The sequence below is a fragment of the Panacibacter microcysteis genome, assembly GCF_015831355.1.
Lineage (GTDB): Bacteria > Bacteroidota > Bacteroidia > Chitinophagales > Chitinophagaceae > Panacibacter > Panacibacter microcysteis.
On sequence record NZ_JADWYR010000002.1, the window covers coordinates 1,453,415 to 1,468,303 of the forward strand.

General features: G+C 43.4%; 10 protein-coding genes. 4 read left to right on the forward strand and 6 right to left on the reverse strand.

Annotated features, from left to right (window positions below; genetic code table 11):
* From ccoN to I5907_RS17970, 3 genes are all read right to left on the reverse strand, one after another.
* The gene (gene ccoN, locus I5907_RS17960; RefSeq protein ID WP_196992179.1) at positions 1 to 2,181 is read right to left on the reverse strand and encodes a cytochrome-c oxidase, cbb3-type subunit I; all 2,181 of its coding nucleotides are present in this window, start codon (positions 2,179 to 2,181) and stop codon (positions 1 to 3) included.
* Entirely contained in the window at positions 2,181 to 2,354 is a 174-nt protein-coding gene (gene ccoS, locus I5907_RS17965; RefSeq protein WP_196992180.1) for a cbb3-type cytochrome oxidase assembly protein CcoS, read from the reverse strand. Before ccoS ends, ccoN begins: the two co-directional genes overlap by 1 nt.
* A 350-nt stretch (positions 2,355 to 2,704) precedes the next feature.
* Positions 2,705 to 5,104: a heavy metal translocating P-type ATPase gene (locus I5907_RS17970; protein WP_196992181.1), complete on the reverse strand. Its 2,400-nt coding sequence runs from the start codon at positions 5,102 to 5,104 to the stop codon at positions 2,705 to 2,707.
* Between the two features lie 269 nt (positions 5,105 to 5,373).
* Between I5907_RS17970 and hemN the strand changes: the two genes are divergently transcribed.
* Together hemN and I5907_RS17980 are read left to right on the forward strand one after the other, a co-directional pair.
* Entirely contained in the window at positions 5,374 to 6,792 is a 1,419-nt protein-coding gene (gene hemN / locus I5907_RS17975) for an oxygen-independent coproporphyrinogen III oxidase (RefSeq protein ID WP_231402155.1), read from the forward strand.
* A 122-nt stretch (positions 6,793 to 6,914) separates the two neighbouring features.
* The gene (locus I5907_RS17980) at positions 6,915 to 7,319 is read left to right on the forward strand and encodes a hypothetical protein (RefSeq protein ID WP_196992182.1); all 405 of its coding nucleotides are present in this window, start codon (positions 6,915 to 6,917) and stop codon (positions 7,317 to 7,319) included.
* Between the two features lie 132 nt (positions 7,320 to 7,451).
* Here the strand turns inward: I5907_RS17980 and I5907_RS17985 are convergent, their stop codons facing one another.
* Together I5907_RS17985 and I5907_RS17990 are read right to left on the reverse strand one after the other, a co-directional pair.
* On the reverse strand, positions 7,452 to 8,504 hold the full coding sequence (locus tag I5907_RS17985) for a response regulator (RefSeq protein ID WP_196992183.1): 1,053 nt from the start codon (positions 8,502 to 8,504) through the stop codon (positions 7,452 to 7,454).
* Positions 8,501 to 9,778 (reverse strand): PAS domain-containing sensor histidine kinase, encoded by a 1,278-nt coding sequence (locus I5907_RS17990; protein ID WP_196992184.1) that lies wholly within the window; start codon positions 9,776 to 9,778, stop codon positions 8,501 to 8,503. Before I5907_RS17990 ends, I5907_RS17985 begins: the two co-directional genes overlap by 4 nt.
* A 126-nt stretch (positions 9,779 to 9,904) precedes the next feature.
* Between I5907_RS17990 and I5907_RS17995 the strand changes: the two genes are divergently transcribed.
* Positions 9,905 to 10,984 carry a Gfo/Idh/MocA family protein gene (locus tag I5907_RS17995; RefSeq protein ID WP_196992185.1) on the forward strand — a complete coding sequence of 360 codons (1,080 nt, stop codon included), beginning with the start codon at positions 9,905 to 9,907 and terminating at the stop codon, positions 10,982 to 10,984.
* Positions 10,985 to 11,223: 239 nt separating this feature from the next.
* Positions 11,224 to 11,985 (forward strand): ferritin-like domain-containing protein, encoded by a 762-nt coding sequence (locus tag I5907_RS18000; RefSeq protein WP_196992186.1) that lies wholly within the window; start codon positions 11,224 to 11,226, stop codon positions 11,983 to 11,985.
* A 113-nt stretch (positions 11,986 to 12,098) separates the two neighbouring features.
* On the opposite strand, the gene I5907_RS18005 is transcribed toward I5907_RS18000, so the two are convergent.
* On the reverse strand, positions 12,099 to 14,810 hold the full coding sequence (locus I5907_RS18005; RefSeq protein WP_196992187.1) for a DNA translocase FtsK: 2,712 nt from the start codon (positions 14,808 to 14,810) through the stop codon (positions 12,099 to 12,101).
* Between the last annotated feature and the right edge of the window lie 79 nt (positions 14,811 to 14,889).

Consider the following 14,889-nt stretch of genomic DNA (forward strand, 5'->3'; position numbering starts at 1 on the left):
TTATTTGTTTTGTGCCACTTCTTTTGGCGCAGCTTTGATGTCTGTTCCTACTCTTTGCAGGTAAGCGATCAATGCAACAATTTCACTGTTTGCAGGTGTGTTCAACTTATCCTTTTTAAGGCTTTCCTTTATACTGGCGGCCTGCTGCATCAGGTCTGCATTAGCCTGTTGATCGTATCCTTCGGCATACGGTACACCCAATGTTTGCATAGCCCTTATTTTACCTGCAGTAGATGCCGTATCGATCTGGTTATCGAGCAACCAGGGGTAAGAAGGCATGATAGAGCCGGGCGACATGATGCGGGGATCGAGCATGTGGTTGTAATGCCAGCTATCCGGGTACTTACCGCCAATGCGCGCAAGATCAGGACCTGTTCTTTTGCTACCCCATTGAAAAGGGTGATCATAAATAAACTCACCGGCCTTGCTATATTCTCCGTACCGCGCCACTTCATCCCTGAAAGGTCTTATCATTTGAGAGTGGCAGGTATAACAGCCTTCTCTTACATAAATATCCCGGCCCTGCAATTCAAGTGGCGTGTAAGGTTTTACAGATGTAATGGTTGGCACATTGCTTTTGATAAGAAATGTGGGTACCAGTTCCAGTATACCACCAATAGCAACCGCTACGAGGCTGAATACAAGCATCTGAACTGGCTTTCTTTCAATCCACCTGTGCCAGTGTTCTTTGCCATGAGCCTGTACAACTTTTGCCAATGGTGCAGCTTCTGCAGCTTCATCTGCCACAAAGCTTCCGGCCTTAATGGTTTTTACCACGTTATAAATCATGATAAATACACCGATAAGGTAAAGCGTACCGCCAATACTCCTGCCCATGTATTCAGGCATAATGTTGGTCACTGTTTCAAGGAACTGGAACTTCAGCTGGCCTTCTTCCGTAAATGTTTTCCACATCATACTTTGTGTAAACCCTGCCCAGTATAAAGGCACCACGTACAATACAATACCTATCGTCCCTATCCAGAAGTGCGTATTGGCAAGCTTCTTCGAGTAAAGCGCTGTTTTAAACATTTTTGGTACCAGCCAGTAGATCACACCAAACGTAAGGAAGCCGTTCCAGCCAAGTGCGCCAACGTGTACATGCGCTACGATCCAGTCTGTGAAGTGGGCAATGGCGTTTACATTCTTCAGGCTCAGCATCGGGCCTTCAAATGTTGACATACCGTAGCAGGTTACCGCTACCACCATAAATTTCAGGATCGGTTCTTCCCGCACTTTATCCCATGCTCCCCTTAAAGTAAACAAGCCGTTAAGCATACCACCCCAGCTTGGTGCAATAAGCATTACACTAAACACTACACCCAGGCTTTGTGCCCAGTCTGGCAACGCAGTGTACAACAGGTGGTGCGGACCAGCCCATATATATATAAATATCAACGCCCAAAAGTGAACGATAGATAACCGGTAGCTGTATACCGGCCTGTTAGCCGCTTTCGGAAGAAAGTAATACATCAAACCCAGGTAAGGCGTAGTAAGAAAAAATGCTACGGCATTGTGGCCATACCACCATTGCACCAGCGCATCCTGCACACCTGCATACCAGCTATAACTCTTCATAAAGCTTACAGGCAATTCAAAAGAGTTAACAATATGCAGCATAGCCACGGTTACCCAGGTAGCTATATAAAACCATATGGCCACGTATAAATGGCTTTCCCTTCTTTTCAAAATGGTACCAAACATGTTTATCCCAAACACCACCCATATAAGTGTAATGGCAATGTCTATCGGCCATTCAAGTTCTGCATATTCTTTACCGGTGGTATAACCCATAAACAATGTAAGTGCAGCAGAAACAATAATCAGCTGCCAGCCCCAGAAATGAATTTTACTAAGTGCATTACTGAACATCCTGGTTTTGCACAGGCGCTGCAAAGAATAATACACACCCATAAAAATACCGTTACCAACAAAGGCAAATATTACTGCGTTGGTGTGCACAGGTCTTACCCTGCCAAATGTGGTGGGTGCAAAATCTAAATTTGCTGAAGGAAAGAAAAGCTGGATAGAAGCAAATAAACCAGCCAGCATACCAATTACGCCCCAGAATATTGTAGCATACATAAAAAGCTTTACGATCTTATTGTCGTAATAAAATCTTTCAACACCAGGAGCGCTTGTTTGAAAAGACCCTTCTAAAGATGTGGAATGAACTGACATTAATCAATGGTTTTATTTTGGTTTTGAGAAACGGGTGCATCGTCGAAAAGAATTCTTACAGGTGGGCTTTCTTCATCATCGTACTGCCCCTTTTTGATGTTCCATAAAAATGCAATAAGAAAAAGGCCGGCTACAGTAATACTTGCTATCAACAAAAGGATTATAACACTCATATGTAAATTGATTGTCAAAAGTAACCTCCGTTGAACCGCCTGGTTTTGACCTTACTCAACCATGTTTATGATTGTTATCATGTTTTAAAAAAGATGGTGAATGTTTTTTGGGTGAGAGGTATATATTCTTATGTCGCATGCTTTTATTTAATGCTGCTCCAATGCACAGCGCAGTAATAGTTGTGGCCCGGGCTGCAGTATTTCATGGCATCGTCCCTTGCGTCGCACTCTTGTACTGAAGCAAATAGATGAGCAGGTGGTTCCGGCAAAAGCCTGTGGTGTTTTTCGCAACATGTTATGCATAGTCGTATCTATGCACACCTGCTGTTGATGTATACAGTGAGTATGTATTATTTGAGCAGCTTCATTTTCCACGCCACGAAAGAACTGGAACCGAACGTTATCAGCAATATACTAAGACTGCTTGCAGGCATAAGAATAGCGGCAATCATTGGGGATAGTGTGCCCTGCACTGCGAAAAAGATACCAACTATATTATATAATATTGAGACAATAAAACTGGACAGCACAATTCTTTTGTTGATGATGCACAACTTTATAAACTGTTGCAGCTTCGGTAATGCAGCGGCATCAACAATTGCATCACTTGCAGGTGTAAAATTGTTACTTGCATCACTTACAGCAATACCAACATCTGCCTGCTTCAATGCACCGGCGTCGTTCAAACCATCACCCAGCATCATTACTTTTTTACCCTGTTGCTGTAGTTGTTTTATCCGCTGTAATTTATCTTCCGGCTTTTGCTGAAAGTAAAGCTGTGCATGTTCACCAAACATATTTGCAAGCGTAGCTGCTTCGCTGTCGTTATCACCGCTTAGTACAGCCAGCCCGTAATGATCTTTCAGGCTATCGATCAACTCGCCAATATTATTCCTGTAATGATTTTTAAAAACAAAACGGCCCGACACTTTATGATCGATTGCCACATATACCGATGTCTTTTCATCCTGCTGCGTTTTACCGCTAACCAGTCTTTGAGAACCGATAACAACTGCTGTGCCGTCAACCAAAGCCTCCACACCATAACCCGGAATTTCTGAGAAGTCTTCAATCTTACATTTACTTCCGCCGCCCAGCAATACAGCAATAGCTTTACTTGCAGGATGTGTGGACTGCGATGCAAGTGCCGCCACCATTTTTTTCTGTTTTAGAGAAAGTGGTTCTCCAATAAAAATAATATCTGAACCTGCACCCGTGGTCAGGGTACCGGTTTTATCGAATACAACCTGGTCTATTTTACCTATCTCTTCAATGATCTGTGCATTGCGCAGGTAAAATTTATTTCGGCCCAAAATACGCAGTATGTTACCGTTGGTAAATGTGTTGCTCAGCAGCAACGCGCATGGGCAGGCAATAATCAATACAGCGGTTACAGAAGGCCATATTTTAACCGGGTCGATAACCGACCAGTATAACGCGCTAACAGAGGCGACTGCAAAAACAATCCAGGTGAAATACCTGCTGAGCAGGTGTACAAAAGAAAGCTGCGTACCGGCTTTATCTTTTTGAAATTCTTCCCGGTTCCATAGTTTGGTAAGATAGCTTTGTGCCACTTCTTTTATTACCAATATTTCTATGTTACTTCCCGTTTGCTTACCACCTGCATATACGATCTCTCCCATTTCTTTGCGTACCGGCATACTCTCGCCTGTTACAAAACTGTAATCGATGTATGCACGGCCGCGTGTTAAAATACCATCTGCAGGTATCAGCTCTTCATGATGTATAAGCAGCGTATCATTGAGTTTTATATCCGGCAAAGACACCGTTGATTCCTTGCCGTTGAAGATCTTTGTAACAGCGACAGGAAAGTAAGATGTATAATCTCTTTCAAAGCTAAGCTGCTCGTAGGTTTTATCCTGCAGTATGCGGCCAATAAGCATAAAGAAAACAATACCCGTCATACTGTCGAAATAGCCGCTGCCCGTGCCCGAAATAACCTCGTACAAACTTCTGCCGAAAGTGACCCATACCGCCAGTACAATCGGCGCATCTATGTTTAGAAATTTATGCTTTAAACTTTTCCATGCACTGGTATAAAATTCTGACGCGCTGAAAAAGAATACAGGTAAACTTAATAATACGTTGAGCCAGCGGAAAGTCTGCACAAGATTTTCCTCGGCCGCATTTATGCCCAGGTATTCAGGAAAACTCAACAGCATGATGTTGGCAAAACAAAAACCGGCAACGCCCAGCTTGTAAATTTTCGATTTGTTGATGACAGGCTTTGTCTTCTTCATATCATTAAAGCTGATATAAGGCTCATAACCTATACTCGTAAGCAAGTCTGCCACATCTTTCAGTGTCACTCTACGATGATCAAATACAACAGTTGCCTCTTTTCTTGTAAAGTTTACCTTACTGCTGAGTATGGCAGGCTGCAGCCGGTGCAGGTTTTCGAGCAGCCACAGGCAACTGCTGCAGTGCATTTGCGGCAGGTACAGCGTAACATGCGTTTGCGTGGCATCGCGGAAAGAGATCAGCGACTGCATGATCTTTTCATCATTCAAAAAACCAAACTTATCTTTTCTAACGGCCACCCTGCGGCTGGCGCCGGGGTTTTTGCTGATGGTGTAGTAATCGCACAGGCCGCTGTCGTTCAAAATCTCGTAAACCATTTTGCAACCTTCGCAACAGAACGATTTACCGTGTGCTATAACCGGTTCCTTATCACACTGCTCGCCGCAGTGAAAACAAGCCGTTTGTTGTTGTATTGTTTGTTGATCCATTGTAGTTGTTTGTAAGTGCCTGCAGCATATTCAGCAACCGGTTGCAGCCTGCACCTGAACAGTAAAGACATAAACAGTGACGCTGTGCAAACCCGGGCAGCCGAAGAATGTTATACAGTACAAGAGTGCGACGCAAGGGACGATGCCATAAAAAACTCCCTGCCCGGCCACAAAAAATATGGCAGCAAAACTACCGGGCCGTGCATGTACTACGGATGACGGCAGCACAGGAACAATGATGATGGAGATCAGTCATTTAAAATAAGCACATGACGACCGTCATGTTGTTTGGAAAAACACATGTATATTTTCGTAAGATGAAAAGTGTTGCTGTTTTACCGGCGCTTATTGAGAAATACAACAAACCATTGCCCAGGTACACAAGCTACCCTACAGTGCCTTACTGGGAGGAAACGATAGATGCAGCGAAATGGGCAGGCACATTCTCAAACAATTTTATACGCGATAACAATGATGGTATAAGTATTTACATTCACCTGCCTTTTTGCGAAAGTCTTTGCACCTACTGTGGCTGCAACAAGAAAATAACCACCAACCACAAAGTAGAAGAAACGTATATACCTGCCCTGGAAAAAGAATGGAGCCTTTACAAAACCCTGATGCATGAAAAACCTTGCATAAGGGAAATTCATCTTGGTGGCGGTACGCCTACTTTTTTTTCACCGGCAAATCTTGAGCGCATTATTACCACAATAACGGCAGGCAATACCATACACGAACAACATGAATTTAGTATAGAAGGGCACCCCAATAACACCACCAAAGAACACCTGGAAGTCTTGTACAGGCTGGGTTTCAGAAGGGTTAGCTTTGGTGTGCAGGATAACGACCCGCTGGTGCAGCACGTAATAAACAGGGTGCAGCCTTTTGAAAATGTGCAACGTGCCATTACAACAGCAAGGCACATTGGTTATACTTCTGTAAACTTCGATCTTATTTATGGCTTACCGAAGCAAACCACTGAGAGTATTACACGCACCATACAACAGGTAATTGAATTAAAGCCTGACCGCATAGCATTTTACAGCTACGCGCATGTGCCTTGGACCAGCCGCGCACAACGCCTGTTTGACGAAGATGACCTGCCCGGCGCTGCCGAAAAAATGGCGTTATACCTTACCGGTAAACAGTTACTGACAGAGGCTGGTTATTATGATATTGGCATGGATCATTTTTCGCTGCCACACGATGATTTGTACAAAGCACGCATAAAAGGCAAGCTGCACCGCAACTTTATGGGCTATACCACGCAAAGCACCAACATGCTTGTTGGCCTGGGTGTATCTGCCATTAGTGACGCAGGAACAGCTTTTGCACAAAATGAAAAAAAGCTCGACCTCTATTACCTTGCCCTGGAAGAAAACAGGCTGCCGGTAAGAAAAGGATATTTTTTAAACGAAGAAGACCTCGACTTCAAACAAAACATCAGGGATCTCAGTTGCCATGGCCGTACCAGCTTTAAAGCGGCGCAATATGCGCTGCTGCAGGAATACAGCATGCCTGCGCTGGAAGAGTTTGAGCATGACGGGTTGCTTACTTATGACGCTGATGCCTGCACATTAACACAGCAAGGGCATTATTTTATAAGGAATATTTGCAGCGCTTTCGATCTTCACCTGCAACGCAGCCGGCATACCAGCCAACAGATGTTTAGCAAGGCTATATGAAGACTGCTGACCATAATCATAACAGTAGCTGATGCAGGTTGACACCAATCCCTTTCAATAAAAATATTTTTGTTCAAAGTTGAACAGTATTTATGCAGGCAAGTATCATATAAGATGTAACAATGATTAGTTCGCACAAGGAAATATTGATAACGGAAAATACTTTGCTGTCTGATATACAGTCAGCATTCAACGATCATTATCCCTTTTTAAAAATAGAGTTCTGGCAATTGCACAATGGCACGGTAAACGGGCAGCAAAAGCCCAAAAAAATCATTGCAGAAATAAGTGTAAAAGAAGTGGCCAAATCACAGATGCCGGCCATTTTAAATATTGGCCATAAAAAAACCATCGCCCAGATAGAGCAGGAAGTAAAAAGCATACTGGGGCTAACGGTGCAGTTTTCCCGTAAATCGGGCAACGTATGGAATGCTATTACCCTAACCGATAGCTGGACGCTCGAAGACCAGAATGATGCTGGAAAATTTATCAGTTCCGAAATGTCATTGCCGCCCACCGGCAGTTAAATGATTATTTGTGTACCGGCTGCAGCGCTTTACGCATCGCCTGTTGTGTCACTCACTGCAGGGTTCTGCACTTTATTCAGCAACGATACTGCATATGCGCACATTACCCCGTGTAAGGTTGTTCAGCGAAGGTTAATAAGGCAGGTTACGAAGTTTCTTTTCATCAAGCACAATTACTTTGCCGCTCTGTATATCTATCAGCCGCTCGTCTTTAAAATCGCCCAGGGTTCTGATTAATGATTCTGTGGCAATACCTACAGACTGCGCCATATTCTCACGGGAAATATTCAGTACCGGGTGCTCGTTTTCCCGGCGGTATTTATCATACAACTGTATAAGACCAAAGGCTACTTTCTTACGTAAAGAATTATAAGCAAGGTTTAAAAGACTTTCTTCTTTCTCTGCAATATTCCTGGTAATGATCTTTATAAAGGTCTGGGCAATATGAATATCGTTTGATACAAGTTGTAAGAAATCTTCCCTCGGTATAAGCATCAGTTGTGCGTCTTCCAGTATCTGCGCCTCTTCTTTATATGTGCTGTTCTCCAGCACGGGTGTATAACCAAAAAAATCGCCATTGCTGTAAATGCCGGTTATCAGCTCTTTACCATCTTCATTGCAGCGGGCCGTTTTTACTTTACCAGACAATATGTGGTACACTGCCCTTGGCCTTTGGCCTTCTTTATAAAGAATATGTTTTTTGCTGTAATTGTTTACTTCCCGCTCGTCTGATACGAGCTGCACTTTGCCACTTTTTTCAACATCCGCCAGGAAATCGTGCATAGCCTTAGGACCCTCATATTTTTCCTGCAGCAGGTTTGCTTTTTTTAGCCGCGCTTCAATGGCATTAAGCAATTCTATGCCATCAAAAGGTTTGGTGATGTAATCATCTGCACCCATCTCCATACCCTTCCGCAGGTCTGCCTTTTCCGATTTAGCAGTCAGGAATATAAAAGGTATGGCAGCAGTTTCTTTGTGTTTGCTCAATAAGTGCAGCACGCCATAGCCATCAAGTACAGGCATCATGATATCACAAACAATGAGATCTGGTTTTTCTTTCAGTGCTATCTCCACACCAACTTTACCATTTTCTGCAGTTACAACCTGGTAATTAGAAAGCTCCACTATTTCCGCAGTATTCTCTCTTACTTCGGGGTTATCTTCTATTATCAATATTTTTTTCATGTTGTAAGCGGTTGATCGTTTTGGGGTATATAGATGGTAAATATGGAACCTTGCTCCAGTTTACTTTGGAGGGTTATATTGCCTTTCATCAGCTCCAGGTATTTCATTACAATGTGCAGGCCAAGGCCTGTTCCCTGTATGTTAGATGCATTCCTGGCACGGAAAAATCTTTCAAACAAATGCTCCTGGTCTTCTTCAGAAATACCAATACCATTATCTTTTATGCTGGTAAAAAATTGTTCGTTTACAATACCTGCTTCAATCTCCACCAATGCATTGCCGGGTGTAAACTTAATGGCATTAGAGGCAAGATTTACCAGTACATTTTTCAGAAGGTGTGTGTCTATCAGGATGTTCCCGGGAATATTGCCCCGTACTACAATTTGCTGAGATGGTTTTAGCAATCCTTCCAGTTCCTGCACCACTCCTCTTATGGCTTCCATCACCGCTGCACCGCTCACCGTTTCCATGTGCACCTGCACTTTGCCTTCTTCCAGTTTGCCAAGCGAGAGAAAGTCTTCCAGTATATTTTTCATTCCTCCTACTGCATTGCGTATACGCTGCAGGTGCTTGGTAATTTTTTCATCGCCCGTTGTTTCGTTGTATTTCTCCAGCAGGTAAGCAGAAGAAAGTATCGTACTTAGCGGCGTTCTGAATTCATGAGAAGCCATTGTTACAAACCGTGACTTCAGCTCGCCAAGCTCTTTCTCATTCTCGTACGCCTCATTTAGTTCTTCCTTTGATTTCTCAAGGTCTACCAAAGCCTCACGAAGCATTTTGGTACGGTCCTGTACTTTCTGTTCAAGCTCACTGTTCATTTTCCTGATCTCCATCGCTACCCTTTCCAGTTCTTTCTTCTGGTCAAGCACTACAGCCTCATGTTTCTTTCGCACAGTAATATCAATTACAAATGCTATTACAAAGGTTTCCCTGTTAATGGTATAGTGACTAAGACTTACTTCTACCGGGAACGTCTCGCCATTTTTATTCCTTGCATAAAGATCACGACCATGGCCCATTGCACGTGGCTCAGGGTGAGTGTAGTATTCATGCCTGTATTTCACATGTGCATGATGTACTGATTGCGGCAACAGGATTTCTACTGTTTTGCCCAGCAGTTCTTCTTTTGTATAACCAAACTGTGTTTGGGCAAACCTGTTGAAGTTGATGATTGCCCCCTTATCATTTGTTACAATAATCCCTATTGTAGCAAAATTGAACAAGGCTTCCAACTGCTCACTGTTGTCTTTTGATATAGCGGGGATATCCTTCATGAAGGCTTAGTTGTAAGACAGGTAATGTTGTAAGGGATAAATAATCTACAAAGTTATACGCATAACTTTTACACGGTATAACTTTTTTCACCGCAGGCATGCTTATATTTATTGAAATATGCCATTATGAAAAAGATTTTACATACGATGCTTGTTTGTGTACTGCTTGCCACCGGGAAATTTACTGCATCTGCGCAGTTACTGAAAGTGGGTGTTGCAGGCCTTAACCATGATCACGCTTATGGCTTGATGAGCCAATACCAGCGCGGCGAAGTAATACTACTCGGTATTGCAGAACCGGATAAAGCGTTGGTTGCACGGTACAAAGAGCGCTATAAACTACCTGATTCTATTTTCTACACTTCCGTAAAAGAAATGCTCGATCATATAAAGCCAGATGCTGTGCTTGCTTATAATGCAACGATCGATCATCTGCCTGTTGTGGAAGTTTGCGCACCAAAAGGTATTTCCGTAATGGTAGAAAAACCACTGGCAACAACCGTTGAAGATGCTATGAAGATGCATGCACTTGCCAAACAATACAACATACAGGTATTAACCAATTATGAAACAACCTGGTATTCTTCAAACCAGCAGGCGTATACACTGACCAATAAAGAAAACAAGATCGGTAACATCAGGAAAATGATTGTACACGATGGCCACCAGGGGCCCAAAGAAATTGGCTGCAGCAAATATTTCCTTGACTGGCTTACGGACCCTGTTAAAAATGGCGGAGGTGCACTTACAGATTTCGGCTGCTATGGCGCCAATCTGATGACCTGGCTGATGAACGGCAAAGCGCCGCTGGCGGTTACCGCTATCACAAAGCAAATAAAGCCTTCGGTTTATCCAAAAGTAGATGATGATGCAACCATACTGCTTGAATACGCAGATGCAACCGGCATCGTAGAACCCTCCTGGAACTGGCCATACGGTATAAAAGACATGGAAGTATTTGGAGAGAAAGGTTACCTCCATGCTTTAAACAGCAACACGCTTGAAGCGAGAGATACCGGCGCTTATTATAAAACCGATGTGCCTGCTTATCTATACAAAGACAACCTGCAATACCTTGCCGATGTGTTACATGGCAACATAAAACCCGCAAACGATCTATCTTCCCTGGAAAACAATCTAATCGTGGTAAGAATTCTAGAGGCTGCCCGAGAGTCTGCAAAAACAGGTAAGAAAATTAAATTGTAAAATGTATGTACCAGGCAGTGGAATAACAATTGAACTGCTGTTGCGTCGCACTCTTCAACTGCATATCTCTGTGGAGCACTTCCGGGTATAACTGCGTACCTGCTCTTAAACTGGTTGCGCGTGCAGGCAGCATGGCATTATTAAACGTATTCACTAAATTTTAGCTTTTTTGAAGATAAGGTACAACTATTTTTAATTTACTTTGAAATTCAAAGTACTTTTAAATTAAATAAGAAGCCATGTCTACAACCATCAAATGGATCAACCACTTTTCTGCAAATGCACTGCGGCAACGCATTGACTGGAATCTTAAGCCAGCCATAAACAACAAAGAAATGCGGGAAATCCTGCCATCATTACAAGCCTGGCAACTGGGAGAAACTTCTGACGGCAGGCATTTAATATTTGCCGCTACAAAATACGCCTGGCGCATCAGCGATCCTGCATACATTGAAGCAGTAAAACTCTTTATAAAAGAAGAACAGAAACATGGCAACAATCTCGGCCGCTATCTCGACTTAATTCAACAACCCCGAATACAAAAAAACTGGGGAGACACACTGTTCAGAAAGATCAGGTATTTTAATACCAACATGGAATTGTGGACCCTTACCGTGATTACAGTAGAAAGTACTGCACAGGTATTTTACCAGTGTTTGAAAGATGCAACAGGCTGCCGGTTACTCAAACAAATCTGTACAGATATATTGATTGACGAAGCATACCATATAGACTTTCAGCTGGAAAGATTGTATATACTTTTCAGCAATAAATCTTTTGTACAGCGGTTGATAGTGGAAAAAATGTATTTTATGTTTTTTTACACCACAATACTGGTGGTATGGTGTGCCCACAAAAAATTGTTTATGGCAGGTGGCGTAACTTTTAGTAAGTATCTGCGAAAGATGATCTTTAAATACAGGAAAACGATCAGCAGAATAACTGCCGTACAACGCGGCATGAAAGAGAAGTTTAATAAAGCATATGGTGTTAGCTCCTGATCGCCGAAGCTGCAAAAGGTTATACTGTACAAGTGTGCGACGCAAGGGACGATGCCGTAATAACTATTGCCCGGCCCCTACATTTGTTTTGCATTAACTATACGATGTTGCAGTTAGAAACCACCAAGTATTTCCTCAAGTTCTGTTTCGCTATGTACCAAAACATCCCTTGCTTTGCTGCCAAGATTTTTACCAACAATACCCGCTGCTTCCAGTTGATCCATTAAGCGGCCTGCACGGTTGTAACCAAGCTTCATGCGGCGTTGTATAAGAGAGGTACTGCCCATTTGGTTTTGAACGATTAGCCTTGCCGCATCTTCAAACAGCGGATCGCGGTCGGCAACATCGAAATCTTTGCCTTCCATCTCTTTTTCATCCACATACTCCGGCAACAGGAATGCCTGCGGGTAGCCACGCTGGTCGCCGATAAAATCGACCACGCGGTCTACTTCGGGTGTATCTACAAAAGCGCATTGCAAACGCGTTATCTCGCCATTGTAGCTTACGAGCATATCTCCTTTACCAATCAGTTGCTCTGCACCGCCGGCATCGAGAATTGTACGGCTGTCTATCTTGGATGAAACTTTAAAAGCAATACGTGCCGGGAAGTTGGCCTTGATGGTACCGGTAATAATATTTACAGAAGGTCTTTGCGTGGCTATAATAAGGTGTATACCCACGGCACGGGCAAGCTGCGCAAGGCGTGCAATAGGCATTTCCACTTCTTTGCCAGCAGTCATGATGAGGTCAGCAAACTCATCTACCACCAACACGATAAAGGGTAAAAACTGGTGACCTTTCTGCGGGTTAAGTTTTCGCTTTACAAATTTTTCATTGTATTCCTTTATATTGCGGCAACCGGCTTCTTTCAGCAAGTCGTAACGGTTATCCATTTCTATACAAAGCGCATTGAGTGTATACACTACTTTCTTTGTATCAGTAATAATAGATTCTTCCTCGCCGGGCAGTTTGGCCAGGAAATGTTTTTCAATTACACGGTAGATACTCAGCTCCACTTTCTTGGGATCAACCAGTACAAACTTGAGCTGCGACGGGTGTTTTTTGTACAGCAGCGATACAAGCAATGCGTTTATACCAACAGACTTACCCTGCCCGGTTGCACCCGCCATAAGCAGGTGCGGCATGCTGGCAAGGTCTACAATAAAATTTTCATTGTCGATCTTTTTACCAATGGCTATCGGCAACGCAAAACTGTTGTGCTGAAATTTGTCGGAAGCCAGCAGAGTTTTCATGCTTACTACTGTCTTACGCACATTTGGCACTTCTATACCAATAGTACCTTTACCAGGTATAGGCGCTATAATACGAATGCCCAGTGCTGCAAGGCTCAGTGCAATATCATCTTCCAGGTTTTTTATCCGGCTGATGCGCACACCAGGTGCAGGTACAATCTCGTACAATGTAACTGTAGGGCCTACTGTGGCAGCAATACGCTGAATAGCGATGTCGTAGTTTTTTAGTGTGGCAATAATCTGGTTTTTATTCGCCTCCAGTTCAGCCGGGTCATGTACAATTTTTTCGCTGCCATGTGCTTCCAGCAGATCGAGCGCCGGAAATTTATAATCGCGCAATTCCAGTGTAGGTTCATAATCACCATCCGGTATTTTGAAATTGGTAAAGGGATAAACCTTCTCGTCTTCTTCATTTGCTTTACCGGCATCATCAACCGCTTCGCTGTCAAATGCATCATCATTATCCTCCATATCAGCTTCCGCCTCTGTATCAACAATTTCGTCATCAACCGTTTGCTTTATCTCCAGTTCCATATCTTGCGGGGTAGCATTTTTCCGTGGTGTTTTTACTGTTACAGGCTCGGCAACTGGTTCTCCGGTTGCGGGTTCTTCTTCATCGGCAAGAGGTTCTTTCATTAACCCGGCAGCATACAGATCATTGATCTCTTTAGGTGGAATAGCCGTTACAAGACCCGCATCTTCAGCAATCTCCTTTTCATTTACCTCGAAGGCAATCATCGGGTCTTCGTTTACTGCCTGCTGTTTAGGCATTATCACTGAGATATTCTTACCACCATTCTTTAGTTTGTTGTTATTGTCTTCAACGGCATCACCGGTTTCCAAAACTCCCGGATCTCCTTTTGCAAAAGGATAAACCGGCAACATTTCTTCTGCTTCGGCTTCATCGGTTTCTGCAGGTGGCGGTGGTGCAGCTTTCATGGTCCTGGGTTTACGTTGCGGCATTTTAAATACCGGGTTAAAACGCCAGATCACATAACTCAAAACAGCCAGTGCAAGAATAAGCGTGGTGCCCACCTTGCCGGTAACTTTTACCAGCCAGTCGCTCATCATTTCACCCGTTGCGCCGCCCCAGGAAAACTCTGCGCCTTTTGTGGGAAATGCAAGCGCCACACTTATTACCAGTAAACCAAGTATTAAATAACGAAGGTTGCGTGCAAGGCTGTATACTTTTTTACCGAACAGGAGGTTTACACCCAGCACAAAGAAAAAAGTACAAAAAAGATAACTGGCCAGGCCAAAGCCATTGGCAATAAACGTGTGCGAGATGTATGCACCAAGTGCGCCCAGCAGGTTAGTTACTTTTACATCATCTGCTGTAAAAATACCAACGCCAAGACGGGCCATATCCTGGTCTTCTTTCCATGTGAATATATAAGACGTGAAAGCAATAAACAGGAATATAGCTACCAGCAAACTGACCGCGCCGGCAATTTTTGTTGTTCTTTCATCTTTTACCACCTCTGTAACCGTAACCTTCGCTTCTTTATCTTCTTTCAGCTTGGCAGGATCTGGCGCAGGAGGAGGGGTTTTCTTTTTTAATTTATTCGCCATATTATAACCTACAAACCTACAGGTTTACCATAAACGCACAAAACCCCGTGCATAACTGTTATACCGCCCAAAAGAAATA

What these genes read in the sequence shown, in the direction of transcription:
- ccoN (WP_196992179.1), bottom strand. Translation starts at nt 2,181, where the DNA reads ATGTCAGTTCATTCCACATCTTTAGAAGGGTCTTTTCAAACAAGCGCT.
- ccoS (WP_196992180.1), bottom strand. Translation starts at nt 2,354, where the DNA reads ATGAGTGTTATAATCCTTTTGTTGATAGCAAGTATTACTGTAGCCGGC.
- I5907_RS17970 (WP_196992181.1), bottom strand. Translation starts at nt 5,104, where the DNA reads ATGGATCAACAAACAATACAACAACAAACGGCTTGTTTTCACTGCGGC.
- hemN (WP_231402155.1), top strand. Translation starts at nt 5,374, where the DNA reads ATGACGACCGTCATGTTGTTTGGAAAAACACATGTATATTTTCGTAAG.
- I5907_RS17980 (WP_196992182.1), top strand. Translation starts at nt 6,915, where the DNA reads ATGATTAGTTCGCACAAGGAAATATTGATAACGGAAAATACTTTGCTG.
- I5907_RS17985 (WP_196992183.1), bottom strand. Translation starts at nt 8,504, where the DNA reads ATGAAAAAAATATTGATAATAGAAGATAACCCCGAAGTAAGAGAGAAT.
- I5907_RS17990 (WP_196992184.1), bottom strand. Translation starts at nt 9,778, where the DNA reads ATGAAGGATATCCCCGCTATATCAAAAGACAACAGTGAGCAGTTGGAA.
- I5907_RS17995 (WP_196992185.1), top strand. Translation starts at nt 9,905, where the DNA reads ATGAAAAAGATTTTACATACGATGCTTGTTTGTGTACTGCTTGCCACC.
- I5907_RS18000 (WP_196992186.1), top strand. Translation starts at nt 11,224, where the DNA reads ATGTCTACAACCATCAAATGGATCAACCACTTTTCTGCAAATGCACTG.
- I5907_RS18005 (WP_196992187.1), bottom strand. Translation starts at nt 14,810, where the DNA reads ATGGCGAATAAATTAAAAAAGAAAACCCCTCCTCCTGCGCCAGATCCT.